Here is a 26,534-nt window from a genome sequence, read left to right as displayed (position 1 = left end):
CCGCACCCCGATGGCCGGCCACAGCAAGTGGGCCCAGATAAAACGCAGCAAGGCCGTGGTGGATTCCAAACGCGGCGCCGTGTTCACCCGGCTTGGCAGGGAGATCATGGTGGCGGCCCGAAGCGGGGCCGACCCCGCCGGCAACTTCCAGCTGCGCACCGCCATCGAGAAGGCCAAAGCCGCAGGCGTGCCCAACGCCAACATCGAGCGAGCCATCGCCAAGGGTTCAGGGCAGGGCGGTGGCGCTGGCGAAACCTTCGAGGCGGTGCGCTACGAGGGCTACGGCCCCGGCGGCGTGGCGGTGCTGGTGGAGGCCTTCACCGACAACCGCAACCGCACTGCCGCCGAGGTGCGCCTGGCCTTCGGCAAACACGGCGGCAACCTGGGCGAAACGGGCTGTGTGGGCTATCTGTTTGAGCAGCGCTCGGTGGTGCAGCTGGCCGCCGGGGATGGTCAAGCCATCGATGAAGAAGTCCTGCTGGAAGGGTTGCTGGCCCTGGAGGAGCAGGGCGGACCCGCCGCCCTCGGCTACACCCCCCTCGAGGAAGGGGGCCTGGAGGTGTTCGGCACCTTCGCCGACCTAGAAGCCCTGCAGGACGGCCTGCGGCACCAAGACTGGGTAGTGGTGGGTTGGGAACACCGCTGGATTCCCCAGACCGCCTGCCCCCTAAGCGACGCCGAAACTCTGCGTGCCTGCCTGCGCATGCTTGATGCCCTCGAGGACCTGGAAGATGGGCGCAGCGTTACCAGCAACCTGGAGGCCGACGAGGGGCTGCTGGCGGCGGTGATGGGCTGAGAGCAGCGGTGCCAAGCACTGGCCACCCAATTAATGATCCTCTCGAATCGTTTGGGCATCAACCCGCCGCAGAAAATCGATCAGACCCTGGATATAAACCACCTGGTCATCAACCATCGCCATATGGCTTCCATTCGGGCAGTGGAGATGGGAACCCCGCGGCAGAGCCTTGGCCATAGCCGCCATCTGCTGGGGATTCATGGTGTCGTGGGCGGCACCAATGGTGAGAGTGGGAACCTGAATCCGTGATAGGTCAGCCCTGCGATCCCACTGGGCCAACTTGCCACGCGCGCCCAGCTCACTGGGGCCCTGCATGGGGATGTAGACCTTCGGATTGAGGTGCTCAAATGCACGCAGAACCGAATCGGGCCATTGCGCATAGGGTCGGCGCAACACATGGTGCTCGTAGTGGTGCGGAATCAACAACTCCATGTAGCGTGGGTTGTCGTAATCCTCGGCAGCTTCGATGGCTTGGAGCTCGGCCAGAACGCCCGCCGGCAGTTGACGTAGAAAATTTTCTTCAGCGTAACGATTATACTCGGGCACACTCCAAACCATGTTGGAGATTACCAATCCCTTCAGATGCTGCTGGTGGCGCAGCGCATACTCAATCGCCAGAATCCCGCCCCAGGAGTGACCGAGCAAGAAAAAATTGCTGCCATCGAGAGCCAGGGCTTGGCGCACCTGCTCCACCTCATCGACAAATCGCTCGATCTCCCAGAGATCAGCGTGATCAGGCTGGCTGCTGTGATGCGAACCCAACTGATCGTAGAAATAGAGCTCGACTCCCGCCTGGGGCAGAAAGCTATCAAACACCTCGAAATACTCGTGGGTGCAGCCAGGCCCGCCATGGAGCAGCAATAGCTTGATGTTTGGACTTGCACCGCTGCGACGTGTCCAAACCTCAAACGTGCCGTGAGCAGTCCGAACCGGAATCTTGCGAACACCGGAAGCGGGCGGAGCTGGATTGGATGTCATTGGCAAGGCCGAGAAAGATTCCTTACATAATCGTGACTAGCTGATCGTTCAGCCGCCACACGACTTTGTGTGATTCGGCGGCAAGCAGCGGCGAGGTTCCTCACTAATAATTAGTACGCGACCCCCCTAGCACCCCGCTTAATGCCCCCTGTCCGCCCCGCAGCGCTATCCCTGGGAATCCTGGCCCTGCTGGCCCCCCTGAGCAGCCCGTCCCTGGCCCAGGCCGCACCCACCACTTCAGCCAAAACCAGCGTGGACACGCCGGCTTTGGGACGGCTACAACTGGAGAACGGTTACCCCACGGCCGCCACAGCCCGCAAGCTCTACAACGAACTCGACCTGCAGCGCGCCACCCAGGGCTACCTGTGGGCCCTGCCGGCGGTGGGCTTCAAGGCCCTCTACGACGCCCAGGCGAAAACCATGGGCGTTCGCAACGGCGACGTGCTGCTCTACCGCACGCTGCAGGACAAGGCGGGGATGCTCACCCCCAACATCACTACCCTCTACGCCTTCAGCTTCTGGGATCTGGCCAAGCAGGGGCCGCTGGTGGTGGAGGTGCCGGCCGGGCTCACCGCCGGCGGCGTGCTCGACATCTGGCAGCAGCCGATCACCGACCTGGGCCAGACCGGGCCCGACAAGGGTGCTGGCGGCAAGTACCTGATCCTTCCCCCCGGTGGGCCGGAGGTGGTGGCCCCGGGCTACCGCATCTTCCGCTCCCCAAGCAACCAGGTGTGGTTCGGCACCCGGGGCCTGGCGCCGGACAAGGCCGTGGCCGAGGCCACCGTGCGCCAGCACCGTCTCTACGGCTGGAACGAACGCACCAACCCAGCGGCCACCGGGTACAGCGAGGTGGGCGGGCGCCCCTGGCAGTCGGCCCAACCCGCCGATCTCTCCTACTGGCGGCTGCTCAGTGAGCTTTATGCCAACGAGCCGGTGGCACCCCGCGATCGGATGATGTTTGGGATGCTGACGCCCCTGGGCATTGCGCCGGGCCAGCCTTTCAAGCCCGATGCCCGGCAGGCACGAATCCTCAGCGAGGGGGCCCAGCTGGGTGACCTGATGGCCCGCACCATCGCCTACGACAAGCGCACCCCTGGCGCCACGGTGTACCCCGGCAAGCACTGGGAGTACGCCGTCCTGTTTGATCTGAATCAGGAATCCCCCGACAAGCTGCGGGTTCAGTTCGACGAACGCAGCTCCTGGTTCTACGAGGCCATAGCCATGTCGGTGGGGATGCAGGGCCGGGTGGTGGGCTTCGGCCAGGTGTATCTGGAGGCCTCCAAAGATGCCAAGGGCCAATGGCTCGACGGCGGCCGCAGCTATCGCATGCGCGTGCCGGCCAATGCGCCGGTGAAGCAGTTCTGGTCGATCACCCTCTACGACAACCTCAGCCGCGGCCCGCTGATCACCCCCCAGGGCGCCGCCGACCTCAGCTCCCGCAAGCCCGAGCTGGCGAGCAACGCCGACGGCTCGGTGGATGTGGATTTCGGGCCAATCCGGCCTGCCGGTGCCAAGAACTGGATCCAGACCACTCCAGGTAAGGGCTGGTTCGCCTACTTCCGCTTCTACGGCCCCACCGAGCCCTATTTCGCCAAAACCTGGCAACTTAACGACATCACGACGATCCAGCCATGAAGACCAGCAACCAGCGTCCGCCCAGAAGCCTTGGACTGATCCTCGCCCTGATGGCAGTGACCAGCGCCGCGCCGGGACCAGCCCTAGCCGCCTCTGTGGCGCCAGCCCCCACCCCCGCCGAAGCGAAGGCCATCGCCGCTGAGGCCTGGCTCTACGCCTATGCCCCCCTGCAGGGCTACCAGACCTTCTGGAACCAGACCCAGAACAAGGCCTTTCCGGGCTATGTGGGCGGCTTCAACCGATTCCGTCATTACAGCCGCTCCGCCACCCCGGCCGACACCGACATCGTCACCCCCAACAACGACACGCCCTATTCCTGGACCTGGCTGGATCTAAGGGCTGAACCGATCGTGCTGAAGCTGCCGGCGGTACCGGCACCCCGCTACTACGTGAACCAGTGGGTTGACCTCTACACCCACAACTTCGCCTACACGGGCGTGCGGGCCACCGGGCGCGGTGCCGGCACCTATTTGTTTGCCGGCCCCCGCTGGCAGGGCAGCGTGCCCAAGGGGATCACCAAGGTGTTCCGCGCCGAGACAGATTTCGTAGGCAGCATCACCCGCACCCAGCTCAACGGGCCCGGGGACATCCCAGCTCTTCAGGCGCTGCAGGCGAAATACCAGTTGATCCCCCTTTCGAGCTTCGAAGGGACCAAGCCGCCCAAGCCCGCTCCGCCGGTGAACTGGCCCGCCTGGGATCCGGCAAAGGCCGAGGGAATCGGCTTCATCGGCTATCTCAACGCCCTGCTGCCGTACATGCCCACCGTGCCGTCGGAGCAGGGGATGATGAATCGCTTCGCCCGCATCGGCATCGGCCCAGGGCAGCCCTTTGACCCCAAACAACTGACTCCCGCCACCCGCAGCGCCATCGAGGCCGGGGTGGCCGCCGCCGCCACCAACCTGCGCAGCAAGGCCCTGGCCCAGAGCAGTTCCAAGGGCTTCTTCGGCACCCGCGAGGAACTCGGGAGCGATTACCTCACCTACCGGGCCATGGGGGCGATGCTGGGTATCTACGGCAACAGCAGTTCCGAGGCCTTCTACGCCACCCAGCAGAAAGGCCCCGACGGCAAGGTGCTCGATGGCCGCCGCCAGTGGGTGCTGCGCTTCCCCGCCGGCCAGCTACCGCCGGTGAGTGAGTTCTGGTCGATCACGATGTATTCACTCCCCCAGCGATTGCTGGTGGCCAATCCGATCAACCGCTATTCGATCGGGGATCGCACTGAGGGCCTGAAGCTGGGGGCAGATGGCTCCCTGGAGATCTATCTCCAGCATGAAAACCCAGGCCCAGCCAAGGTCTCCAACTGGCTGCCGGCTCCTGCTGGGCCCTTCTTCTTCGTGGGCCGTCTCTATGGGCCAGGACCGTCGGCCCTTTCAGGGCAATGGCAGCTACCTGCCCTGCAGGAACGTCCCTAGGGCCGCCCGATCCGCCACCACCTCCAGCCGGGGGTGGTGCTGCAGCCAGCTGGCTGGCACCTCAGGGCAGGGGGGCTCCTGCAAAGCCCGTTTCAAAATGGCAGCTTTACTGGCCCCGGTGACCACCAGCAGGATCCGCTCTGCCGCCAGGATCTCCGCCAATCCAAGCGTGATCGCCTGGGCCGGCACCGCCTCGGGATCGCCGCCAAAGGCACCAGCGTTCTGGGCCCGGGTGGCGGCGCTGAGGGTCAGGCAGCGGCAGGGGGCTTGAGCTCTGCAGGGGGGCTCGTTGAAGCCCACATGGCCGTTTAAGCCCAAACCAAGCAGCTGCAGCCCCACGCCACCAGCCACCGCGAGGGCGGTCCCGTAGCGCCTGGCCTCAGCCTGGGGAACGCTTGCCAGGCCATCGGGCAGCAGCACCTGCTCAGGCTGCAAACCCAAGGGGCGCTGCAGCCGGGCAGCCATGAAGGCCGCAAAGGAACGGGTATCGGTGGCCGCCAAGCCCACATATTCATCCAGGTTGAAGCTCAGCCAGCCCTGGCGGATCGCCTGCTGTTGGGCCCCACTGAGCTGCTCAAGCTGCTGGGCTAAGGCCGCGTAGACAGGCTCCATGGTGCGGCCCGTGGCCAGTCCCAGGGGAAGCCGGGGCCGCTGCAGGCGCTCTTCCAGCAGGCGGGACGCCACCGCAGCAGCCACGGCCGGCCCATCAACGAGGGAGCGCAACTCCAACTTCAGGGGCTGACGTAGGGGCGCAACTCCGTTCCGCGGTAGTAGTGATGCAGGATCTGCTCGTAGCTCTGGCCCCGGTTGGCCATGCCGTGGGCGCCCCACTGGCTCATACCCACACCATGGCCGAAGCCCCGGCCGATCGCCAGCAGCGAAGGCGGAGGCAGTTGCACGGGCACCTGATCCGGGGTGATGGCAGGCTCGGCAGCCCGCGGCATCAGCGGCGGCAAGGCAGGAAGGAAGGTGGGCAGGGAAGTTGGCAGGGCCGCCAGCTGTGGGGCCAGCACCTCAAAGCGCACCATGGTGCTCTTGAGCCCCAGGCGGCTGCGCAGCTGGGCGCCGGTGAGCACCAGGGTGCCGGCAGGGCCAGTCACCCGCGCCTGGCGCACCCGACCGGAGCCGGTGGTGGCGAGCACATCGATGCGCTGGGCACCGCCGATCTCGCCAAACGCCTTCTGCAGCTGCTCAGGCTCCAGGCGCAACTGCCAGGCGTGCACCGGGCTGTGCTGATCAAAATCGGGCACGCTCACCAGGTACGGAAGCTGCTGGCTCCAGAGATCACCGCTGTTTTCGGTGCTGCCACCGGCGCTGCTGTGAAAAACAGCGTTGGCCAAGCTGGGACCAAACATCAACACCTGGCCGCGGGTGCTAACAACCGCCTGACGTGTTGAAGGGGTTTCCGCCTCAACACCCTTGTAAACCTGGCTGGAAACCGTGGCGCTCACGTCAAAGGCGGCAGCCGGCTTGCGCTGACGCAGGGCATAGGTGCGGGCTGCCACCGCCTGAGCGCGCAGGGCCGCCTGGGGCCAGCTCGCCGGCATCTCGCTGGCCACCACGCTGGGCAGGTAGGCCTCAAGGGGCACATGGTTCACGGCCTGTAGGGATGAGCTACCCACAAGCACCTGCAGTCGGCCGCGATAGCCCCGCTGCTGTAGCTGAAAATCGGCGCCTTCCTGGGGGCCAAACTGCAAATCCAGCGGGGGGGCAGCGGACTGGGCTGCCGGCTCCAGCCAGAGCTCTCTAACTGCAGGCAGTCGCTCCACGCCGGCGGCTCGTTCCAGCACAAGGCTGCCGGCAGCCAGCTGCAACACCACCGGCTCCAGCGGCGCCAGCGACCAGCGCTGGCTGCCGGCCCGCAAAACCAAGGGCTGCTGAGGCGCCGCCAGCGTGAGCTTGACCGTTTCGAGCAACAGCACCCGCACCTGCGGGTTGGCCTGCTGGGCCCGCAGCTGTCCCGGAGCAGCACCGGTCAGCACCAGGGCGCTTGCCAGCAAAGACACCAGGGGAAAGCGCAATACGGGCACGGAGGCTGCTTCTCCCGACTCAGGGGGCCCATTGTGCCCGGCGTGGCAACATGCGCCAGAGGCAGCACGACCGTGCAGGTCACCTTTTTAGGCACCAGCTCCGGTGTGCCCACCCGGGGCCGCAATGTCTCGGCCGTGGCGCTGCGTCTGCCCCAGCGCAGCGAGCTGTGGTTGTTCGACTGCGGCGAGGGCACCCAGCACCAGTTTCTGCGCAGCGATCTGCGGGTGAGCCAGCTGCGGCGGATTTTCGTCACCCACATGCACGGCGACCATGTATTTGGCCTGCCCGGCCTGCTGGCCAGCCTCGGCCTGGCGGGCACCTGCACGGGCATCGACCTCTACGGCCCCGATCCCCTGCGCGACTACCTCGAAGGGGTGCTGCGCACCTCCTCCACCCGGATCAGCTACCCCCTTCGCACCCACCGGGTGCGATCCGCTGCCGAGAGCGGTGCCCTGCTCCTCGATGACGACGACCTCACGGTGCGCTGCACGCCGCTGACCCACCGGGTGCCTGCCTACGCCTACCGGGTCGATCAGAAGCCGCGGGCTGGCCGCTTCGACGTGGAGCGAGCCAAGGCCCTCGGCATCCCGCCAGGGCCGATCTACGCCGAGCTCAAGGCTGGGCGCGACATCAGCCTTGAAGACGGCCGGATCATCAATGGCGCCAGCCTTTGCGGCCCCGATCGCCCGGGGGCCAGCGTTGTTTATTGCACCGACACCGTGTTCTGCGAAGCGGCGGTGGAGCTGGCCCGCGGCGCTGACCTACTGATCCACGAATCCACCTTTTCCCACGCCGAAGCGGAGCTTGCCTACCAGCGCCAGCACTCCACCAGCACGATGGCGGCCCAAACCGCCCTGGAGGCCGGCGTCAAGCAACTGGTGCTCACCCACCTGAGCCCTCGCTACATGCCAGGCAATCCGATGACCCCCGACGACTTGGTAGCGGAAGCCCAATCCATCTTTGCCAACACCCTGGTGGCCAAGGATTTCCTCAGCATCGACATCACCCCATCCGAACCAGCCACGGCCTAGCCCTGCAACAGTTCGCGTTAATCGGCTGCGGAGGGCCCTTTCCCCGTGATACAAGGTCTCCGATGCGGTCTTTACCGCCTACCCGCCGGCTTTTTCCAATGGCCTCCTCCTTCCCCTCGGCTGCCCTCCGCAAGGCGGTTCGCGTTCTTGCTCGAACCATGCTGGCCCTGCTGCTGTTCATGGGCTTCGGCAGCCCGGCTCTGGCAGCCGCCTGGACCACAGAGCAGCTCACCGTGCCCGCCACGCCAGACGGCACCCTGGTGACCTTCAGCGAGCAGGAGATCAAGGCCGGTCGCAAGGTGTTCAACAGCAGCTGCGGCGAGTGCCACGCCGGTGGCATCACCAAAACCAATCAGAACGTGGGCCTCGACCCTGAAACTCTGGCCTTGGCGACGCCGTCGCGGGACAGCGTTGAGGCCCTGGTGGACTACATGAAGGACCCCACCTCCTACGACGGGGAATACAGCATTGCTGACGTGCACCCCAGCATGCGCAGCAGCGACATCTTCGTGAAAATGCGCGACCTCGACGACGACGACCTGCGCCTGATGGCTGGCTACATCCTGGTGGCCCCCAAGGTTCAGGGCATCCAGTGGGGCGGCGGCAAGATCTACTTCTAGGCTCAGATCAACTTTTAATACCAGATAAACTTTTAGCCTCAATCCCCCCGTTCAGCCGGTGCAATAGCACCGGCTTTTTTATTGGCCGTAAAAGGCGGTGGCTTGCAGTTGGTCAGGTCTAGGGAGGTGGGCTGCTTGCTGTACCACCACTCCTGCAACTGGGATTCAAGCCGCATCGGGAACAGGGTGATAACCGTGCGGGTGGGGCGGGCGCCGGGCTGCAGAAGCTCAACGGCATAGGACGGGCAGCGGCGGGAGGCCAGATCAGGCACAAAGCGCCGGCCGATGCGCCGCCAGCTTGGCTCCTTGCTATGCCAGGCCAACCGACAGCAGGGCCAGGGCAACTCCTCGCGATCAAACAGGCGGCAGCAGGGGCCCAGCACCCGATAGCTGTAGTGGCCGCCGGGGCTGGTGTGCTCGCTCCCTGGCTCCAGCAGGGCTGCGACGTTGCCCCGGGAGGGGGGTGCCTGGGCTGACACAGAACTGCGGCTCGGGAATGACAGCAAAAAGCCACCCCTAAGGGTGGCAGAGAAGTTCAGATTGCTCAAGCGCAGGTCGGGGATTTGCCGAGCCTGCGCAGGCTGATCTGGGGCTCAATAGAGCTCTTCTTCAGCGTGGGTCTTGATGGTGCAGTCGCTGGTGGGGTAGGCCACGCAGGTGAGCACAAAACCAGCTTCGATCTGGTCGTCGTCGAGGAAGCTCTGGTCGCTTTGATCGACGGTGCCGGAAGTCAGCTTGCCTGCGCAGGTGGAGCAAGCGCCGGCGCGGCAGGAGTAGGGCAGATCAACGCCCTGTTCTTCAGCAGCGTCGAGGATGTACTGGTCATCAGGAACCTCGATGGTCTTGTTGAGGCCTTCGCTCTCGCTGATGAGGGTGACCTTGTAGGAAGCCATGAAAAAGATTGGGGCTCACAGGCACCCGGAAGCCGGGCCTGTAGGACTCGCCCTTCATACATCCGCCGGACGCCCTAACTGTCGATTTGGCGGCCAGAACGCTGGAAGGCCAATCAAATTGAAGGCACAGATCAGCGTGCCTTATGCGACACGCCGGATCGTCATCAGGCCCCATTGGCTTTGTTCAGCCGTGAGTTCGGCCTGCCAGCCCTCGTCCCGCAGGGCCAGTTGCAACGCCGGAGCCTGGTCAACGAGCAGGCCACTGAGCAGACCCACGCCGTTGGCAGCCAGCACGGTGTTGAAGGCTGGACAAAGGGCCTGAATCACCGGAGCAAGGATGTTGCAGAGCAAAAGATCGGCCGGCTGGCCCTCAAGCAGCTCAGCCAGGGCCTCAACCGAGCCCAGTTGCACCCGTACTTGAGGCGTGAGTCCGTTGAGGGCGGCATTGTCGGCAGTGGCTCGCACTGCCAGCGAATCGGTATCGACAGCCGCTACCGAGGCCGCGCCCAGCCGCAGGGCAGCCAGGCCCAGCACGCCGCTACCGCAGCCGAGGTCGGCCACCCGCAGGCCAGCCAGCCCCTCTGGCGTCATGGCGGCCAGCAGCTCCAAGGCCTCCAGGCACAGCCTGGTGGTGGGATGGCTGCCGGTGCCGAAGGCACTGCCCGGATCCATGGCAATTAGCTTCCGCTCGGCATGCTCGGGCGGACAGGGCAGCCACGCAGGCAGGATCAGCAGCCCCTTGCCCACAGGATCGGCCTGCCAGTGCTGCTTCCAGCTGAGGCTCCAGTCTTCATCGGCCTGCTGACTCCACAGCAGCGGGGGCAGGGCCAAGCCGAAGGGCTCGGCCAGTGGCGCCAGAGCCAGAGCCAGCTGCTGCCGCTCCGGCTCAGGCCAATCGATCGCCGGCAACCAGGCAATCAGCTGACGCTGGCTGGGGGTTTCGGGGCGGTGCTGAACCGCAACCCGAGGTATGCCCAGGTCAGCGAGCTTCCAGAGCAGGGATTCCTCCAGCTCCGGCAGGGAGGCCAGCTCCAGTCGCCACCAGCCCGGAGCAGCAGCCATCAAAGGGTTACCGGGTGGGCTTCCTGAATGCCGTTGATGGCGTGCACCGAGACCAGCAGGCTGGGGGGGATGGGGTCATCGAGGCTGAGCACCATCACGGCGTCACCACGCACGATGCGGCGGCCCACCTGCATCGAGGCAATGTTGACGTTGTGCTCGCCCAACAGGGAGCCCAACTGGCCGATGATCCCGGGCATGTCCCGGTGGCGAGTGAACAGCATGTGGCGGCTTGGAGCCACGTTCACCGGAAATTCATCGATGGTGGTGATGCGCAGCTCGCCTTCGGCGAACACCGCTCCGGTAACGCTGTGGCTGGCCTGGGAATTGCGGCAGCTGAGCTGCAGCGAACCACCGGCGAAATCGCGACTGGCGTCATCCTTGACTTCAAGCACGTGGATGCCTCGCTCCTTGGCCTCCAAGCTGGCGTTCACGTAGTTGATGCTGTCGCCCAGGGCGGTGGAAAGCAGACCCTTGAGGGCCGCCACCACCAGCGGCTGGGCAGGGTGGGCGGCGAAGTCGCCCTGGAGTCTCACCTCGAGCTCACTGATCGGGCCACCAGCCAGCTGGCTCAGCAGCTGACCCAGGGTTTCGGCCAATTGCAGGTGGGGCTTGAGCTGCTCCATCACCTCGGCATTGAGGCCAGGAATATTCACGGCGCTGCGGGCAGGCAAGCCAAGCAGTACGTCGCGGATCTGCTCGGCCACATCGATCGCGACGTTTTCCTGGGCCTCTTCGGTGGAGGCACCCAAATGGGGCGTGAGGATTAGGCGCTCCTTCACCTGCCGCAAGGGCGAACCTGCCTCTAGGGGCTCTTTGGCGTACACATCAAGGGCAGCGCCGCCGATGGTGCCGTTCTCAACCGCCTCAGCGAGGGCCGCTTCGTCAATGATGCCGCCGCGGGCGCAGTTAACGATCCGCGCCGTCGATTTCATTGTCTTGAGCAGCTCCGCGTTCACCAGGTTCTCGGTGTCTGGGGTGCGGGGCAGGTGCAGGCTGACGAAGTCAGCTTCGGCAAACAGGGCGTGCAGGGGCAGCAGTCGGACCTGCATTTGCTGGGCCCGCTCGGCAGACACGTAGGGGTCGTAGGCCATCACGTCCATGCCCATCGCCTTGGCCACCCGGGCCACGTGGGAGCCGATCTTGCCGAGACCCACCACGCCCAGCTTTTTCTTGTAGAGCTCGTTGCCCACGTATTTCTTGCGATCCCAGCCGCCGGCCATGGTGCTGGCATGGGCATGGGGCACGTGGCGCGACAGGGCCAGCATCAGGGCTAAGGCCTGCTCAGCGGCGGCGATGGTGTTGCCCTCCGGCGAGTTCACCACAAGCACACCGCGCTTGGTGGCCGCCGGCACATCGACGTTGTCGACGCCGACGCCGGCTCGTCCAATGATCCGCAGCTTGTCGGCCGCTTCAATGATTTCGGCAGTCACCGTGGTGCCTGAGCGAATCATCAGGGCGTCGTAGTCGCCGATGATCGCCTTGAGCTCCTCGGGGGGCAGGCCAGTGCGCACATCAACCTGAGCCACCTGGGACAGGATGTCGATCCCCGCCTGGTCGATGGGATCCGAAACGAGAACCTTTGTCATGCCCGGCGGTGCGAAGCGGAGAGCCGGCCGTGCAGTGTAGTGAGCGGCGAGAATCGCCCCAACAACACTGAGCAAGGCGCAGCGTGGGCACAAGTGTGGTGGTAGTTCTGAACGACCGCAAAAGGTTGCATCAGCTTCGGGATCGACTGGCCGAGCTGCAGCCGCCGCTGCTGCAGTTGGAGGCCATCGGAGAGGGAGAGCAGGCCATGGCCGAGGTGGCCCGGCTAAACCCTGCGGTGGCAAGGCGGGCCCGCCAGCAGGGCATGGCGCGCTGGCTAATTCCCTTTGGCTTTTTGGCTGGCCTCACCTTCACCTACATCACCGATCTGGACACCTTCGCCTTTGCGGGTGCCTGGAGCCAGCACCTGATCGGCGCCCTGCTCGGCATGGGTTCGGGCTGGATGGGCAGTTTTGCTGCCGCTGCCAGCGTGCGCTCCGAAGAGGACGACCGCATCCGCAGCCTGCGCAACCGGGTGGAAGAAGGCAACTGGCTGCTGCTGGCCGAAACCGCTAACGGCATCGATATGCCTTGGACCTCCCTGCAGCAGGCCAAACCCCTGGCGGTGGTGCGACTGGGCGATGGCTAGGGACCTTGAAGCCGTGATCGCTGCCGCAGACCAGGCCCTGCGCACCTGGGAGCCGGTGTGGACTCCCTTTCTTGATGGGGCGTTGCTTGAGCAGGCCCAAGAGCACCTGGCAGGGCTGGCCGAGCTGGAGATGGCCAGCCGGGGGGGCTACCCAGGAGCTGAACGCCAGCGTCTGCTTTTGCAGCGCTACGACGCAGCCATTGATGCCGATGAAGTTGCCGCCGGCCTGATGGGCCTGGAGCTGGGCGGCAATTTCCTATTTGACCCGGCTGAGCGACAAGACTTCCGCGCGGGCCTGCTAGCCCTCGGCGCTGCGGAGGGAGAGCTGGGCGATCTCTGGCTGCGAGGCGACCGGGGTGCCCAGGCAATTCTCACGGCTGCTCAAGCTGCTGCCCTTGATGGCCGCACCGCTGTGGTGCGCACGGTGGAGGTGGCCCTGGAAGCCCGCCCCCTGCATGAGTTGCAACTTCCGGCGCCGCGCCTGCCCCGCCGCTTTCAAACCGTGGAAGCCTCCCTGCGCCTCGATGCGGTGGCCTCTGCCGGATTCGGGTTATCTCGCAACCGCATGGCCGAGCTGATCCGCCAAGGCAGGGTGAGACTCAACTGGCAGCCAGTCAGCAGTCCCAGCAGGGCGGTGACGGTGGGAGACCGGGTGCAGCTGGAGGGCCGGGGCGAACTGCAGATTGAGACGGTCACAGCAACCAAGCGGGAGCGCTGGCGAATCGAGCTGGTGCGCTGCTGAGGGATTACCTGAATCAGGCCTACCTGTAACCTGGCAAAGCTTCTGGGGCGATTAGCTCAGAGGTAGAGCACTACCTTGACACGGTAGGAGTCACTGGTTCGAATCCAGTATCGCCCATTTTAAAAATTCAGTATTAGCCCTAAGTTTCGAGATGGCAGATGCAACAAGGGAATTGACCGTTGTTGTTGGACTTGCTCGCTCAGGGATAGGTGCTGCTCGGCTGCTTAACCATCTCGGCCATGCGGTGCTGGTGATTGAGAGCCAATCCAGCCCAGCACTTGAAACCAAAGCGAGCGAGTTGCGCAGGGCAGGCATTGATGTTCTGCTAGGCGTGCCCCTCCACGGCGACGCCTTTGCCGCCCTTGGCACTACTCCCTCAGCGGTGGTGGTGAGTCCAGGCATCCGCTGGGACCATCCCACCCTGGTGGAGCTGCGCAACTCAGGAGTAAGCACCAAAGGCGAAATGGAGCTGGCTTTCCAAGCCAGTGGCGACGTGCCCTGGATCGGCATCACCGGCACCAATGGCAAAACCACCGTTACCCACCTGGTGAGCCACCTGCTTCAGCACGCTGGGCTCGATGCCCCCATGGGCGGCAACGTGGGCTTCTCTGGGGCAGAGCTGGTGCTGGAGCGACTGGAGCGCGGCGATCCCCAACCCAACTGGCTGGTGATGGAGCTCAGCAGCTATCAGATCGAATCGGCCCCTCAAGTAGCTCCACGGGTGGGAATTTGGACCACCTTGACCCCCGACCATCTCGAGCGCCACGGCACCATTGAGGCCTACCGGGCCATCAAACGCAGCCTGTTGGAGCGTTCCACGTCGCCCATACTCAACGCCGATGACGCCGACCTACGCGCCCATGCCGCCGGCTTGCAGCGGGCCATCTGGGTCACCGCCGGCAGCCGGGAGGACCTCCCGCCCACGATCCAGCCCAGTCTCTGGATCGAAGCCGGCCAGGTATGGCAAGCCCCCCAGCCCGGCGAGACCGGCCCCGGCAAACTTTTAATGGCTGCGGATTGCCTAGCCATGCCCGGCGCCCACAACCGCCAAAACATGCTGCTGGCCGCTGCGGCCGGGCTCGAAGCCGGCTTGAGCGGCGCCCAGATGGAGCAAGCCTTCCGCTCCTTTACCGGCGTGCCCCACCGGCTTGAGCGCATCCGCGAGCAGCAAGGCATCAGCTTCTACAACGACAGCAAGGCCACCAACTACGACGCCGCCGAGGTGGCGCTGCACGCCCTGGACGGTCCGCTAGTAGTGCTAGCGGGTGGTGAATCGAAGCAGGGAAATCCCGATAGCTGGCTGGCAGCCTTGCAACAGAAAGCCGCAGCGGTGGTGCTCTACGGAGCTGCCCAGGCTGAGTTTGATCAACTACTTAGCCAAGCAGGCTTTAGCGGAGTCGTGCACTGCTGCGACAACCTGGCTGAAGCCGTACCCCTGGCCGACCAATTAGCCCGCAGCCATCGCTGCCTAGCGGTGCTGCTTTCCCCAGCCTGCGCCAGCTTTGACCAATACAGCGATTTTGAGGCCCGTGGTGATGACTTCCGCCAGCTGGTGATGTCGCTGTAAGGGCGTTCAGCTATCTAGCTCCTAACATTCGCGCACCAGGCGACCGCAACGGGCCATGGCCTATTGGTTGATGAAAAGCGAGCCCGATGTCTACGGGATTGACCATCTGCAGCGGGAGGGCAGCACCTTATGGGACGGCATTCGCAACTACCAGGCCCGCAATTTTATGCGGAACATGCAAATTGGCGATAGGGCTTTTTTCTACCACTCCAATACCAAACCACCGGGCATTGTGGGCTTGATGGAGGTGGTTGAAACCCAGATTGTCGACCCCAGCCAATTTGATCCCAACTCCAAATATTTCGATCCCGCCGCAAGCTTGCAAAAGCCCCGCTGGGACTGTTGCCGGCTGCGCTACTTACGCCACTTCCAGCAGCTGCTCAGCCTGGATGCCCTACGGGAAAACTTCAGCCCCGAGCAGCTGGGGGTGGTGAAGCGGGGCAACCGTCTTTCGATCCTGCCGGTTGAGCCCAGCAGTGCCAAGCGACTGCTGGACCTGCTTGAGTCGCCATGAGCCAACTGGCCCAGATCAGCCCCAAGCCCCCCCTAGCCATCCGCAGCGCCGTGGAGCGAGGCTGGGCTGCCTTCAGCCACTGCCCCTGGGTGCTGATGGGGTTCACCCTGCTGAGCGGCGGCGCCAATTTGGCTGCCCAGCTTCTTTATCGCTACGAAAGCAGCCTGGTGCTGTCGCTGCTGGGCAAGCCCGACCCCGTCGCTATAACCCTGGCGGCGGCTGCCTGGATCATCTACGCCCTTACCGGGCTTTGGCTGGTGGTGGGGTTGATGCGGGGGGCCCAACTAGCTCTGAATCAGGGGCGACCCAGGCTGGGAGCACTGATCCGGGTCGATGGCAGAGCGATGTTGCGCTGCTTTGGAACCGTGGTGCTGATCCTGGTGGTGCTGGCACTGATAGTGCGCCTGGCCCAGGCGAGCTCCTGGCTGCTCACGATGATTCAACCTCTGTTAGCCCCCCTACCGCTGGTGGCGGGTTTGGCTGCCGTTATTTATTTGAGCGCCGATCAAATTCTGAGCCTGCCGCTAGCCCTAATCGGAGGGCTTACCCCCCTGGCAGCCTTTCGCAGCGGTCGGGCCGCCACCGATCCCCACTGGCTCCAAGCCCTTGGCCTAACCCTGGTGCTGCTGGCCATGGTGCTGGCCGGCTTCCTGGTGCTGCTCATCGGGCTGGTGGTGGCGTTGCCAGTGGCGGCCTGCACCCTCACGGCCGCCTACCAGCAACTCTTCGGCCAGGAGGACCGGGGCCAGCTCACTGCTGCCTGAAGCTCGCCTGGGCGGGAAAGAGATTTGCCAGGTAGCAGCGGGTGACTTCCCGGTCGCCAAGGCCGTTCTGCACCAGGAAACCAGCCAGGGCAGCTTGAAACAACCGATATTGATCCCAATTGGGGTGCTGCTCGATAAAGCCACGCATCGAGGCCAGTAAGGCCTCAGGCACCTCTGCGCGAAAGCTCACCGTTAAGCCTTCCCCCTCCACGGGAGCTTGAGCTCGGACGGGAGTCTGCAGATCCATGGGAGATAACGGCCTTGTGTGGCACCAGTTCTCCACATCAGGCCGGGCCCGTCAAATGGCCTGGCGAAGCTGCCCTGGCCAGCCTCCCAGGCTAAGAACCCAGCCCTGCCAGAGCATTTGCCATGGCCCCCTCGCCTTTGGGCCAAGCGGTGAGGCTGGAGCCAGCGCTGTCAAGGGGAAAGGCTCTGGCAGCGAGCTTCTCCCCAGGCCCTAGTGGGCAAGCCCCATCTGAACAACTGACCTGGGGAAAAACTGAGCAAAACTAAGAGTGATCTGGGGGCTGGGCGGGAATACGGCAATGATCAGCAGTGCTAAACAGCTTCAACTGCCGCTGGGTCTCAGCTGCAACCGTGCTGGCTTGCCCACATGCCCCAGCTAGCCGCCAGCCCCCTGAGCCAGGGCCGCCACCAAAGCAGCGCTAGGCCCGGGTAGCCAGCTGCCCTCAACGGCACGGCAATCAGCCCCAGGCGTGAGCACAAACCGCAGCGACCAGGCGTTGCGGTCGCCTTCCAAGGCAATCCACAAAGGGCCGCGCTCGAGTTCAATGCTGATCGACTCTTCAGCCATCAACTGACTGGCCAGATCATGGTGCTCTTGCACCAACTGCACCAGAGCCTGACCCAGCCCGCGGGCCTCCTCCGCTGTGAGCTCAGAGGCCCAGCCTTGGCCACCAATCAAAAAAGAAAAGGGGTGGCGGGCTGAATCTTCCAGCCACCTCCACCCCTCACCTTCTTGAACACGCATCCGCCGAATCAGCCGGGCAGCAAATCGGGCTGGTCCTGCTCATCGCTCATTTCGATGATGGCCCGCTGCACGGGTTTGATCATCGAATCGTCAAGCAGGCCATCGAAATCATCGAAACGACGCTGCTTAGCCCGAAAAGCAATCTTCACCGTGGTGAGGTAACGGTTGCTGGTGTGGCGGATCAGGCTCTCGGCCCGCTGGGCCAGTTCCTTGTGGTTGACATCAATACCGCTCTGCATGGGCAACCTTGCAATCACCTCAACCTAGGTCAACAACGGCAACTCCCCGTTTAGAAGGGTGTAATGCGGGGCACGCTGGCGATTGATCTAGGCAGCAGCACCACGGTGGTGGCCTACCAGGGGCCAGACACCGCGGCCAAGCTGCTGGCCCTGCCGCCGTACAGCACCAGCGAGCCGGTTGCGGTGCCAACCCTGCTATGGCTCAGCGATCCAGCAATGCCACGGCCCCTGATCGGTCGCCAGGTATTGGAGGCGGGCCTGGCCCACAGCGATTGCCCCCAGTTGCATCGGGACTTCAAACGACAAATCGGCGCGCTCCCCTGCCCGGCACCCCAACCACCCCCAGCCTTGCCACTGCGGCCAGAACAGGCCGGAGCCTTGCTGCTGAGGCAGCTCTGGGCCGCCCTGCCGCCAGGGCTTGCGCCCGAGCGGCTGGTGCTGACCGCTCCTATTGACAGCTACCCCCGCTACCGCCAGTGGCTGCAGGAGGTATGCAGCGAGCTAGAGGTGCCTGAGCTGGCCCTGGTGGACGAACCCACCGCCGCAGCCATCGGTGCGGGGTTGCCTGCTGGCAGCACGGTGCTGGTGGTGGACCTGGGAGGCGGCACCATCGACCTGTCCCTGGTGGCCCTAGAGGGTGGCGAAGGACGCCCGGCGCCCATGGCCCAGCTGCTGCGCTTCGCCGGCCGGGATCTGAGTTCAAGTCGCCAGGCCCTGCGCTGTGCCCGGGTGATCGGCAAGGCGGGGGTGGCCCTGGGAGGCCGGGATATAGATCGCTGGATCGCAGCCCACCTTTGTCCCGGAGCCCCCCTTGATGGGGCCCTGCTGGAGGCAGCTGAATCGCTCAAATGCCAGCTCAGCAGCGCCGAAGAGGCCTTGGTGTTCTGGAGTCCAGCGGGCCTGCCTCCCCAACCTCTGCGGCTGAGTCGCAGCGGCCTAAACGCCTTGTTGGTGGAGCGGGGCTTGCTGGCCCAACTCGATGATCTGTTGGAGGTCGTGTTGGCGGGAGCCCGACGCGATGGCCTGGCCCCAAACCAGATCACCGCCCTGCTGCCGGTTGGTGGCAGCAGCCGCATGCCCCTGATCCGCCAATGGCTGCAGGAGCGCTGCGGCGGCATTCCCCTGCAGGAAAGCCGGCCGGTGGAAGCCGTGGCCCTGGGGGCCCTGGCCCTCACCCCCGGGGTGCGGGTGCGGGATGTTTTGCGCTACGGAATTTGCCTGCGCTGCTGGGATCAGCGCTCCAGCCGCCATCACTGGCAACCGCTGTTTGTGGCGGGACAAACCTGGCCGAGTGAGCGGCCGCTGGAAATCGTGCTCGCCTGCAGCAGCCCCAACCAGCGAAGCCTGGAGCTGGTGCTGGGAGAACCAGACAACGAAAGACGCAGCGAGGTGGTGTTTGAGGCCGGGCTACCGGTGCTGCGTCCGCGACCAGCGGGGCAAGCCCGAGTGATGCCCTGGAGCGAGCAACCCCCAGACCTTGCCCTGGACGTGCCGGGACAGCCTGGCGAGGACTGTCTGCGGTTGTCTTTTTCTGTCAACGACCAGGGCCAGCTGGTGCTGGAGGTCACGGACCTACGCAGTGGTCGCCTCAGCGCCCCCCAACTTCTGGGCCCGGTGCGCTGAGAGTTAGAGGCAAACTCAAGTGGACGCCGCAAGCGCTGCCCTCCGCTGACGGCATCTCGGCCGCAGCGTCCATAAAACTAAGTTTCATATTTCCGTATTTGCCTTGGCCCTACGCCGCCACAGGCTGCCCCGTTTCTGGCTGGGTCTCACCCTGGGTCTTGTGGCCTGCGGCATTGGGGCGACCTACTGGTGGGAGCAGCAGCTGCCGCAACGGTTGGAGCAGGCGGCAAGGAGCGGCGACTTAGAAGCCTGCCTGCGCTATAGTGAACAGCTCGAAGCCCTGCGCTGGCTGGGGGGGCAGGCCCCTGCCGAACAGGGCAGCTGCCGGCGCCGCAAAGCGGCCCAGCTCTGGCAGCAGCAGCGCTGGGGCGAGGCTCTGCAGTTGCAATTGCAACTGGTGAACTCCCTTACCGGCAGCGAAGCCGACCGCCAGCGGCTGCTGGTGTGGCAGCAAAACCTGCAGCAGCGCGCCATGACCCGCTTCCAGGAGGGCGACCTACCTGCAGCCCTGAAGATCCTGGCTGTGATGGGCGATGACCACCGGGCCGACGGCGACAGCCTGGGCGACAAACTCAGTGAAAACTGGACTCGCAACCGGCTGCAGCTGGAGCGGGCCAAGGGCCTCACAGAGCAAAAACGCTGGTGGGAGGCCCTCGAAGCCCTCACCCGCATCGACCATCCCTGGTGGAAAACCCAGAGCCGCGGCCTACAAGCCAAGGTGCAGAAGGGCATCGAAGGCTTGTCAGTGCAGGAGCGCGAACACGACGCCCATGGCCAGCTGCCCCACACCGTGCCCGCCGCCCAACTCGATGCCCAGGTGCGCCAACGGATCTCCCAGGGTATGGACGAGTGGTCTGCGTTCCAGGAGGCCTGTCGGGCCTTAGGTGGACAGGTTGTTGAGGCCGGGCCGGAGACGGCCTGTCAGCGCCGATCCAGCAAGCGGTGATTGGCGCGTGACAAGATTGGCCCCGCGATGAAGCTCTGGAGCCATGCAGGCAGGTGATCAGGTTCAGGTCTCCCAAAGCGTGGTCGTCTACCACCACCCCCAGCACCGCGGGATCGCCTTCGATCTCAAAGGGCAAAAGGGTGAGGTGGTCACCGTGCTCAACGAGTGGAAGGGCCGGGTGATCAGCCCAACCTTGCCGGTGGTGGTTGCCTTCGGCAAATTTCGGGCCCATTTCCGCTCAGATGAGCTGGCTCCCGCCTGATCGCTTGCCTGACTCTCGCTAGAGCTCCGGCCGCAGCAGGAACACCCCCTCCTCGCCATCGATCTCCTGCAGGCACAGCTGGATTGATTCTTGACGACTGGTGGGCACTAGCTTTCCACAGAAATCAGGCTGGATCGGCAGCTCCCGGTGACCGCGATCCACCATGGCCAGCAAGCTGACCCGCTTGGGCCGCCCCCAGGCTTGCAAGGCTTCAAGGGCCGCCCGCACAGTGCGCCCCGTAAAGATCACGTCATCCACCAACACCACCTGGCGCCCATCCAGAGCCACGGGCAAATCGGTGGGCTGGCCCAGACGGGTGCCGACTCGCTCCAGGTCATCTCGATGAAAGGTGGGATCGACACTGCCTTGGTCGATCGGATGGCCGGCTAAGACTGCCAAGCGGGAGGCCAAAACCTCAGCCAACGCCACTCCACGGGTGGGTATGCCAAGGAGCACCAAGGAGCGGCTGTCGGCGACTCCTTCCAACACCTGGGAGGCAAGCCGATCAAGGGTGCGGCCCAAATCCAGGGCCGAGAGCAGTTCGAGCCGATGCATTAGGGAATCCGGCAAGTCGGCCAGGGCTGGTTGGCTGTGTGACCAAAGGCTGACCCCGAGGGGAGCAGCTGGGATTGCAGCACATTTGCACTGTAAGTTGGTTTTGGAAGGCGTTGGCTCAACGTCGCTAGGCGAGACGGGTGACGACTATTCCCTCCCAGCAGCAATCCACCCTGGCGCCAGGCCCAGCATCGGCCTCTAGGGCCTCATCCTCTGTTGCCCCGGTAGTACTCGCCATTTTGGATGGCTGGGGTTACAGCCACGAAGCCGATCACAACGCCATACGTGCTGCCAGCACCCCGGTGATGGATGCCCTCTGGCACGCCTACCCCCACACCCTGATTGAGGCCAGCGGCGCCGCTGTCGGCCTGCCAGATCATCAGATGGGCAATTCTGAGGTGGGCCATCTCACAATCGGCTCCGGTCGAATCATTCGCCAGGAGCTGGTGCGAATCAGTCAAGCTGTCAAGGACGGCAGCCTGGCCGCCAACCCTGCGCTCAATTCCTTAGCCGACCGCCTACTTCTCAAGGGCGGCTGCCTGCACCTGATCGGCCTGTGCTCCGATGGGGGCGTGCACAGTCACATCACCCACCTAGGGGGTTTGTTGCAATGGGCCGCGAGCCGCGGTCTCAAGGATGTCTGCATCCACGTGATCACCGATGGCCGGGACACGGACCCGAGCAGTGCCCCCCGATTCGTCACCCAGGTTCAAGAGCAGATCAGTCGGGCCGGCGTGGGCCGAATCGCCACTCTCTGCGGCCGCTACTGGGCCATGGATCGCGATAACCGCTGGGACCGCACCGAAAAGGCCTATCGACTATTAACCGAACCAAGCGAGATATCCGAGCTCAGCGCGGTCAACGCCATCCACGCCTCCTACGCCCAAGAGATCGGCGACGAATTCCTCGAACCGTTGCGATTGGCGGAGGGATTGATCAAGAGCGGAGACGCTCTGGTGTGTTTCAACTTCCGGCCCGACCGGGTGCGCCAGTTGATCCGCGCCCTGGTTTTGCCGGAATTTGACGACTTCTCGCGGCAGCGCCAAGCCCAACTGGATGTGGTCACCTTCACCCAATATGAAAAGGGCCTGCCCGTAACGGTGGCTTTTCCGCCCGAATCTCTCGATGGCTTACTGGGCCAAGTGGTGTCGAACTCGGGGCTGCGCCAGTTCCGCACAGCTGAAACCGAAAAATATCCTCACGTCACCTATTTCATGAATGGGGGCATTGAGCAGGCCTTCCCTGGAGAAGATCGCCACCTAGTCCCCTCCCCCCGGGTGGCTACCTACGACCTATCCCCGGCAATGTCAGCCGGCGAGCTCACTGAAAGCTGTATTGCCGCAATCAAAAAGGGCATTTACTCATTGGTGGTAATCAATTACGCCAATCCGGACATGGTGGGGCATACCGGCAAAATGGCTGCCACCACTGAAGCAATCACCACTGTCGACACCTGTGTAGGAAAGCTGATGGAGGCCACCAACCGCATGGGAGGCACGCTGCTGATCACCGCAGACCACGGCAATGCCGAAGTGATGGAGGGCCCAGATGGTCGCCCTTGGACGGCTCACACCACAAACCCCGTGCCCGTGATTTTGGTGGAGGGCGAGAAACGCAAGCTGCCCGGCCACGGCACCAACGTGTCGCTGCGTGACCATGGCGGCCTAGCCGACATCGCCCCGACCCTGCTGGAGATCTTGCACCTGCCCAAGCCCGCAACCATGAGCGGTGAATCACTGATCCTGGCAACTGGGACCGCAGCCGCATTCAGTTCCATCCCCCAGACCCTGGGCGTTTAATCTGCCCCTATCCAAAGAGGTCCATGATCACTTCAGTTTTGTCATGGGTGTGGATTGGCAGTGGCGTTCTGCTGATCATCAGCGTGCTGCTACACAGCCCCAAGGGCGATGGCATGGGCGGGCTGGCCGCTAGCGGCGGTTCAATGTTCACTAGTGCCCGTAGCGCCGAAGCCACCCTCAACCGCATCAGCTGGACCTTGCTAGCAATTTTTCTTGGCCTGGCCGTTGTGCTCAGCGCCGGCTGGCTCGGTTAGGTCTGTGACCCCAATGCCGCGACGCAATCTGCTGGTAGCCCTGGGATCAAGCCTGGGCGCCTTCTTCACTGGCGTCTCCCGCGCCGAAGCAGCTTCCAAGGCCCAAGATCCCGCCTGGCAGCTCAGCGAAGCCAGCTGGAAGAAACGTCTCAACCCTGCCGCCTACAACGTGCTGCGCCAGGAGGGAACCGAACGGCCCTTCTCCAGCCCCTTGAATAGCGAAAAACGCCCAGGCACTTTTGTTTGTGCTGGCTGCGCCCTGCCCCTCTTTAGCTCCAAGGCCAAATACGAGAGCGGCACCGGCTGGCCCAGCTTCTGGCAACCGCTGCCCAACGGGATCGCCACCAAGGTGGACTTCAAGTTGATCGTGCCCCGCACCGAATACCACTGCAAGCGTTGCGGCGGCCATCAGGGCCACGTGTTTGACGACGGCCCTAAGCCCAGTGGCAAGCGCTACTGCAACAACGGCGCTGCCCTCAATTTCATCCCCGGTTAACCGGTGTATTCGCCGTTGTAGGCCTCTTCGCCATGGGCATTGATATCGAGGCCCTGCTGCTCCTGAATATCGTTAACACGCAGGGGCATCACCAGGCGAATCAGTAGAAGAATCACATACGTGCCTACTCCAACAAAAAGGATTGTGAATCCTGCGGCCTTGAGCTGAATCAAGAGCTGACCTGGCTGTCCCACTAGCAGTCCATCGGCGCCAGAGGGATTGAGGCTTTTCAACGTGAACACGCCAGTTAGCAGAGTGCCGAGCAACCCGGCCACGCCATGCACCGGCAGCACATCGAGGCTGTCATCGAGCCGCCAGCGGTTCTTGAGTTGCATGGCATAGCTGCAAACCAGGGCCGCCGCAAAGCCGATCAACACGGCCGCCAGAGGGCTCACATAGCCAGCCGCTGGGGTGATCGCCACTAGGCCGGCCACGGCGCCGGTAGCCACACCCACGGCAGTGGGCTTGCCGCGCTGCCATGTTTCCAGCAGCATCCAGCCCAGGGCAGCTGCAGCGGCAGCGGTATTGGTGGTGAGGCAGGCAAGGGAGGCCAAATTGCCGGCCACCAGGCCGCTACCACCATTGAAGCCAAACCAGCCGAACCAGAGCAGGCCCGCCCCAAACAGGATGAAGGGCACGTTGTGGGGTGGGGCGGCATAGCCCATGCCCCCACTGCGACGCCGGCCTACCACCAGGGCAGCAACGGCGGCGGCCACTCCCGAGGCCAGTTCCACCACCAGGCCACCGGCAAAGTCGATGGCCCCGAGGCCGGAGCTGCCCAGGAACCCACCTGGGCCCCACACCATGTGGGCCAGGGGTAGGTAGATGAAGGTGCTCCAGAGCAGCAGAAACACCATCCAGGCGCGGAAATGCATCCGCTCCACCACCGCACCGGAAATCAGCGCCGGAGTGATGATCGCAAAGGTGACCTGGAACAGGGCAACGGCACCGTGACTGAGTTGCCCATCCCCATAGGGAGCCGACCAATTGCTGAGCCCCGCCCACTGCAACCCGCCGATGAAAGGAGCTAGGGGACCGCTGCCGGGAGAGAAGGCCAGGCTGTAGCCGAACAACACCCAGAGCACACTCACCAGGGCCATGGCGGTGAAGCTCATCACCATGGTGTTAAGCACGTTGCGGCTGCGAACAAAGCCCGCATAAAAGAGGGCCAGAGCTGGCGTCATCATCAGCACCAGGGCGGCACTAACCAGCACAAAACCATTGTTGGCACTGCGAAGGGCCAGATCGGTTGCAAACAGAAGCGGCACAGCTAAGCCAAAACCAGGCGCCACCCTGAAGACCAACGGATCAGCAGCTAGTAGCAACCGCTACCAAAAGAGCCTTAAAAGGTGGCAACCGATACAGCTGGGATGGATGGGCCCGCTTGGCTGAACGGAAACGAACAAAAAAGGGCAGAAGGAAAATCCTTCTGCCCACGCTGACGATGAAGGAGAGGGGCCTCGAAGGCACCCATCTCGCTGTCAATAGTCGAAGTCGCCGCCGCCCATGCCGCCACCGGCGGGAGCTGCATCTTTCTTGTCTGGCATGTCGGCCACGATGCACTCGGTGGTCAGCACCATGCCGGCGATGGAGGCGGCATTTTGCAGACCGGAGCGGGTCACCTTGGCGGGGTCGACGATACCGGCAGCCAGCATGTCGACGTACTCGCCGGTGGCGGCGTTGTAGCCCTCGTTAAAGGGCTTGTTGCGCACGTTCTCAGCCACGACAGCGCCATTGACGCCTGCGTTTTGAGCGATGCGCATCAAAGGCGCGGTGAGCGCGGAGGCCACGATGTGGGCGCCGATCAGCTCCTCGCCAGAGAGGTTGGCAGCAGCCCACTCCTCAAGGGCGGGGGCCAGGTGGGCCAAGGTGGTGCCACCACCAGGAACGATGCCTTCTTCAACAGCCGCCTTGGTGGCGTTGATGGCGTCTTCCAGGCGCAGCTTCTTGTCCTTCATCTCGGTCTCGGTGGCGGCACCCACCTTGACCACGGCCACACCGCCGCTCAGCTTGGCAAGACGCTCCTGCAGCTTCTCCTTGTCATAGGAGGAGTCGGTTTCGTCCATCTGCTTGCGGATCTGCTCGCAGCGCGCCTTGACGGCCACTTCGTTGCCTTCGGCCACGATGGTGGTGGTGTCCTTGTTGATGGTGATGCGGCGGGCGGTGCCCAGCATCTCCAACTTGGCGTTCTCAAGCTTGAGACCGGCGTCCTCGGTGATCAGCTGACCGTTGGTGAGAACGGCGATGTCCTCGAGCATGGCCTTGCGACGATCACCGAAACCAGGTGCCTTGACTGCCGCCACGTTGAGCACGCCGCGCAGGCGGTTCACAACGAGGGTGGCGAGGGCTTCCTTCTCGATGTCCTCGGCAATGATCAGCAGGGGCTTGCCTGTACGGGCGATCTGCTCAAGCACGGGCACCAGGTCCTGCACCAAACCGATCTTCTTGTCGGTGAGCAGGATGTAGGGCTCTTCGAGCACCGCTTCCATGCGCTCGGTGTCGGTGGCGAAATAGGGCGAGATGTAGCCCTTGTCGAAGCGCATGCCTTCGGTGACCTCCAGCTCGGTGGTCATCGATTTCCCTTCTTCCAGGGAGATCACACCTTCCTTGCCGACCTTGTCCATCGCATCGGCGATCATGCGACCTACCTCTTCGTCGTTGCCGGCGGAGATGGTGCCCACTTGGGCGATGGCGCTGGAGTCGGAGATGGGCTTGGCATGCTCCTTGATCTTGCCTACGAGGAAATCGGAAGCCTTATCGATGCCCTTTTTGAGGGTGATCGCATTGGCGCCCGCAGCCACGTTGCGCAGGCCTGCCTTGACCATGGCATGGGCCAAAACAGTGGCGGTGGTGGTGCCGTCGCCGGCGGCATCGTTGGTTTTGGAGGCGGCCTGACGGATCAGGGCAACACCGGTGTTCTCGATGTGGTCTTCGAGCTCAATTTCCTTGGCGATGGTGACGCCGTCGTTGATGATCTGGGGAGCACCAAACTTTTTCTCCAGCACCACGTTGCGGCCCTTGGGTCCAAGGGTGACAGCAACGGCCTCAGCCAGAATGTCGATACCTCTTTCGAGAGCTCTGCGAGCGTTCTCGTTGTAAATAATGCGCTTAGCCATGGAAGGCGATGTCCTTATGGGGTTAGGTCGGATTC

At 63.9% G+C, this 26,534-nt stretch carries 29 protein-coding genes and 1 tRNA gene; 17 read left to right on the top strand and 13 right to left on the bottom strand.

Translation table 11 applies throughout. The annotated features are described in order from the left end of the window. Positions 1-10: 10 nt before the first annotated feature. On the top strand, positions 11-796 hold the full coding sequence (locus KBY99_RS07375; protein ID WP_254998291.1) for a YebC/PmpR family DNA-binding transcriptional regulator: 786 nt from the start codon (positions 11-13) through the stop codon (positions 794-796). 30 nt (positions 797-826) lie between these two features. On the opposite strand, the gene KBY99_RS07370 is transcribed toward KBY99_RS07375, so the two are convergent. Beyond that, positions 827-1,774: a proline iminopeptidase-family hydrolase gene (locus KBY99_RS07370; RefSeq protein WP_254998289.1), complete on the bottom strand. Its 948-nt coding sequence runs from the start codon at positions 1,772-1,774 to the stop codon at positions 827-829. A 141-nt stretch (positions 1,775-1,915) separates the two neighbouring features. On the opposite strand from KBY99_RS07370, the gene KBY99_RS07365 reads away from it, so the two are divergent. Together KBY99_RS07365 and KBY99_RS07360 are read left to right on the top strand one after the other, a co-directional pair. Then, entirely contained in the window at positions 1,916-3,409 is a 1,494-nt protein-coding gene (locus KBY99_RS07365) for a DUF1254 domain-containing protein (RefSeq protein ID WP_254998288.1), read from the top strand. Beyond that, positions 3,406-4,821 (top strand): DUF1254 domain-containing protein, encoded by a 1,416-nt coding sequence (locus tag KBY99_RS07360; protein ID WP_254998285.1) that lies wholly within the window; start codon positions 3,406-3,408, stop codon positions 4,819-4,821. Before KBY99_RS07365 ends, KBY99_RS07360 begins: the two co-directional genes overlap by 4 nt. Here KBY99_RS07360 and KBY99_RS07355 read toward each other — a convergent pair. After that, positions 4,795-5,550 carry a glucosamine-6-phosphate deaminase gene (locus KBY99_RS07355; protein WP_261352362.1) on the bottom strand — a complete coding sequence of 252 codons (756 nt, stop codon included), beginning with the start codon at positions 5,548-5,550 and terminating at the stop codon, positions 4,795-4,797. The genes KBY99_RS07360 and KBY99_RS07355 overlap by 27 nt on opposite strands. Positions 5,551-5,552: 2 nt before the next feature. Further along, on the bottom strand, positions 5,553-6,851 hold the full coding sequence (locus KBY99_RS07350; RefSeq protein ID WP_254998283.1) for a SpoIID/LytB domain-containing protein: 1,299 nt from the start codon (positions 6,849-6,851) through the stop codon (positions 5,553-5,555). Positions 6,852-6,923: 72 nt separating this feature from the next. On the opposite strand from KBY99_RS07350, the gene rnz reads away from it, so the two are divergent. After that, positions 6,924-7,883, top strand: coding sequence for a ribonuclease Z (rnz, locus tag KBY99_RS07345; protein ID WP_254941039.1), 960 nt, complete (start codon positions 6,924-6,926; stop codon positions 7,881-7,883). A 98-nt stretch (positions 7,884-7,981) separates the two neighbouring features. Beyond that, entirely contained in the window at positions 7,982-8,503 is a 522-nt protein-coding gene (psbV, locus tag KBY99_RS07340) for a photosystem II cytochrome c-550 (RefSeq protein ID WP_106502299.1), read from the top strand. Positions 8,504-8,541: 38 nt separating this feature from the next. Here psbV and KBY99_RS07335 read toward each other — a convergent pair whose 3' ends face one another. The 4 genes from KBY99_RS07335 to serA all read right to left on the bottom strand — a co-directional run bounded on the left by KBY99_RS07335 (position 8,542) and on the right by serA (position 12,044). Continuing rightward, positions 8,542-8,982 (bottom strand): hypothetical protein, encoded by a 441-nt coding sequence (locus KBY99_RS07335; protein WP_409996547.1) that lies wholly within the window; start codon positions 8,980-8,982, stop codon positions 8,542-8,544. A gap of 114 nt (positions 8,983-9,096) precedes the next feature. Next, on the bottom strand, positions 9,097-9,396 hold the full coding sequence (locus KBY99_RS07330; RefSeq protein ID WP_106502300.1) for a ferredoxin: 300 nt from the start codon (positions 9,394-9,396) through the stop codon (positions 9,097-9,099). A gap of 141 nt (positions 9,397-9,537) precedes the next feature. Next, positions 9,538-10,458, bottom strand: a complete 921-nt coding sequence (prmA, locus tag KBY99_RS07325) for a 50S ribosomal protein L11 methyltransferase (protein WP_254998281.1) — start codon at positions 10,456-10,458, stop codon at positions 9,538-9,540. Then, positions 10,458-12,044, bottom strand: coding sequence for a phosphoglycerate dehydrogenase (gene serA, locus KBY99_RS07320; protein WP_254998279.1), 1,587 nt, complete (start codon positions 12,042-12,044; stop codon positions 10,458-10,460). Before serA ends, prmA begins: the two co-directional genes overlap by 1 nt. Positions 12,045-12,127: 83 nt before the next feature. On the opposite strand from serA, the gene KBY99_RS07315 reads away from it, so the two are divergent. The 6 genes from KBY99_RS07315 (at position 12,128) to KBY99_RS07290 (ending at position 16,218) form a co-directional block, all read left to right on the top strand. Then, the gene (locus KBY99_RS07315; protein WP_254992945.1) at positions 12,128-12,631 is read left to right on the top strand and encodes a hypothetical protein; all 504 of its coding nucleotides are present in this window, start codon (positions 12,128-12,130) and stop codon (positions 12,629-12,631) included. Continuing rightward, entirely contained in the window at positions 12,624-13,373 is a 750-nt protein-coding gene (locus KBY99_RS07310) for a photosystem II S4 domain protein (protein ID WP_254998278.1), read from the top strand. The genes KBY99_RS07315 and KBY99_RS07310 overlap by 8 nt, the downstream gene beginning before the upstream one ends. A gap of 45 nt (positions 13,374-13,418) precedes the next feature. Further along, positions 13,419-13,490: transfer RNA gene (locus KBY99_RS07305), tRNA-Val, on the top strand. A 34-nt stretch (positions 13,491-13,524) separates the two neighbouring features. Further along, positions 13,525-14,940, top strand: a complete 1,416-nt coding sequence (gene murD, locus KBY99_RS07300) for a UDP-N-acetylmuramoyl-L-alanine--D-glutamate ligase (RefSeq protein WP_254998277.1) — start codon at positions 13,525-13,527, stop codon at positions 14,938-14,940. A gap of 55 nt (positions 14,941-14,995) precedes the next feature. Next, the gene (locus KBY99_RS07295; RefSeq protein ID WP_254998276.1) at positions 14,996-15,454 is read left to right on the top strand and encodes an EVE domain-containing protein; all 459 of its coding nucleotides are present in this window, start codon (positions 14,996-14,998) and stop codon (positions 15,452-15,454) included. After that, positions 15,451-16,218 carry a hypothetical protein gene (locus KBY99_RS07290; protein WP_254998274.1) on the top strand — a complete coding sequence of 256 codons (768 nt, stop codon included), beginning with the start codon at positions 15,451-15,453 and terminating at the stop codon, positions 16,216-16,218. The genes KBY99_RS07295 and KBY99_RS07290 overlap by 4 nt, the downstream gene beginning before the upstream one ends. Here the strand turns inward: KBY99_RS07290 and KBY99_RS07285 are convergent. From KBY99_RS07285 to KBY99_RS07275, 3 genes are all read right to left on the bottom strand, one after another. Beyond that, positions 16,205-16,465 (bottom strand): DUF2811 domain-containing protein, encoded by a 261-nt coding sequence (locus KBY99_RS07285; protein WP_106502308.1) that lies wholly within the window; start codon positions 16,463-16,465, stop codon positions 16,205-16,207. The genes KBY99_RS07290 and KBY99_RS07285 overlap by 14 nt on opposite strands. A gap of 375 nt (positions 16,466-16,840) precedes the next feature. Further along, positions 16,841-17,209, bottom strand: a complete 369-nt coding sequence (locus KBY99_RS07280) for a DUF1818 family protein (RefSeq protein ID WP_106502310.1) — start codon at positions 17,207-17,209, stop codon at positions 16,841-16,843. An 8-nt stretch (positions 17,210-17,217) separates the two neighbouring features. After that, a complete protein-coding gene (locus KBY99_RS07275) occupies positions 17,218-17,448 on the bottom strand; it encodes a DNA-directed RNA polymerase subunit omega (RefSeq protein WP_106502311.1) in 231 nt (76 codons plus the stop codon). A 63-nt stretch (positions 17,449-17,511) separates the two neighbouring features. On the opposite strand from KBY99_RS07275, the gene KBY99_RS07270 reads away from it, so the two are divergent. The 3 genes from KBY99_RS07270 (at position 17,512) to KBY99_RS07260 (ending at position 20,279) form a co-directional block, all read left to right on the top strand. After that, complete coding sequence (locus KBY99_RS07270; protein ID WP_254998273.1) at positions 17,512-19,071, top strand: Hsp70 family protein; 1,560 nt, start codon at positions 17,512-17,514, stop codon at positions 19,069-19,071. A 103-nt stretch (positions 19,072-19,174) separates the two neighbouring features. Then, positions 19,175-20,017 (top strand): hypothetical protein, encoded by an 843-nt coding sequence (locus KBY99_RS07265; RefSeq protein ID WP_254998271.1) that lies wholly within the window; start codon positions 19,175-19,177, stop codon positions 20,015-20,017. 43 nt (positions 20,018-20,060) lie between these two features. Then, entirely contained in the window at positions 20,061-20,279 is a 219-nt protein-coding gene (locus tag KBY99_RS07260) for a ferredoxin-thioredoxin reductase variable chain (protein WP_254998269.1), read from the top strand. A gap of 18 nt (positions 20,280-20,297) precedes the next feature. On the opposite strand, the gene pyrR is transcribed toward KBY99_RS07260, so the two are convergent. Beyond that, positions 20,298-20,834, bottom strand: coding sequence for a bifunctional pyr operon transcriptional regulator/uracil phosphoribosyltransferase PyrR (pyrR, locus tag KBY99_RS07255; protein WP_254941037.1), 537 nt, complete (start codon positions 20,832-20,834; stop codon positions 20,298-20,300). A 173-nt stretch (positions 20,835-21,007) separates the two neighbouring features. Here pyrR and gpmI point away from each other — a divergent pair, with 173 nt between their 5' ends. From gpmI to msrB, 3 genes are read left to right on the top strand one after another with little or no spacing between them, the layout of a single operon-like run. Next, positions 21,008-22,633, top strand: coding sequence for a 2,3-bisphosphoglycerate-independent phosphoglycerate mutase (gene gpmI, locus KBY99_RS07250; RefSeq protein WP_254998414.1), 1,626 nt, complete (start codon positions 21,008-21,010; stop codon positions 22,631-22,633). Between the two features lie 23 nt (positions 22,634-22,656). Continuing rightward, entirely contained in the window at positions 22,657-22,887 is a 231-nt protein-coding gene (gene secG, locus KBY99_RS07245; RefSeq protein WP_254937435.1) for a preprotein translocase subunit SecG, read from the top strand. Between the two features lie 13 nt (positions 22,888-22,900). After that, positions 22,901-23,383, top strand: a complete 483-nt coding sequence (gene msrB / locus KBY99_RS07240) for a peptide-methionine (R)-S-oxide reductase MsrB (protein WP_254998267.1) — start codon at positions 22,901-22,903, stop codon at positions 23,381-23,383. Here msrB and KBY99_RS07235 read toward each other — a convergent pair. Both KBY99_RS07235 and groL read right to left on the bottom strand, forming a co-directional pair. Continuing rightward, positions 23,380-24,675 (bottom strand): ammonium transporter, encoded by a 1,296-nt coding sequence (locus KBY99_RS07235; RefSeq protein WP_254998266.1) that lies wholly within the window; start codon positions 24,673-24,675, stop codon positions 23,380-23,382. The two genes, msrB and KBY99_RS07235, sit on opposite strands and share 4 nt — an antisense overlap. 189 nt (positions 24,676-24,864) lie before the next feature. Continuing rightward, complete coding sequence (gene groL, locus KBY99_RS07230; protein WP_106502318.1) at positions 24,865-26,499, bottom strand: chaperonin GroEL; 1,635 nt, start codon at positions 26,497-26,499, stop codon at positions 24,865-24,867. Between the last annotated feature and the right edge of the window lie 35 nt (positions 26,500-26,534).

The organism is Cyanobium sp. Maggiore-St4-Cus, assembly GCF_024345615.1.
GTDB lineage: Bacteria > Cyanobacteriota > Cyanobacteriia > PCC-6307 > Cyanobiaceae > Cyanobium_A > Cyanobium_A usitatum.
The sequence above is the reverse complement of the archived record's forward strand: the minus strand, read 5'-3'. Positions and strand labels throughout refer to the sequence as shown.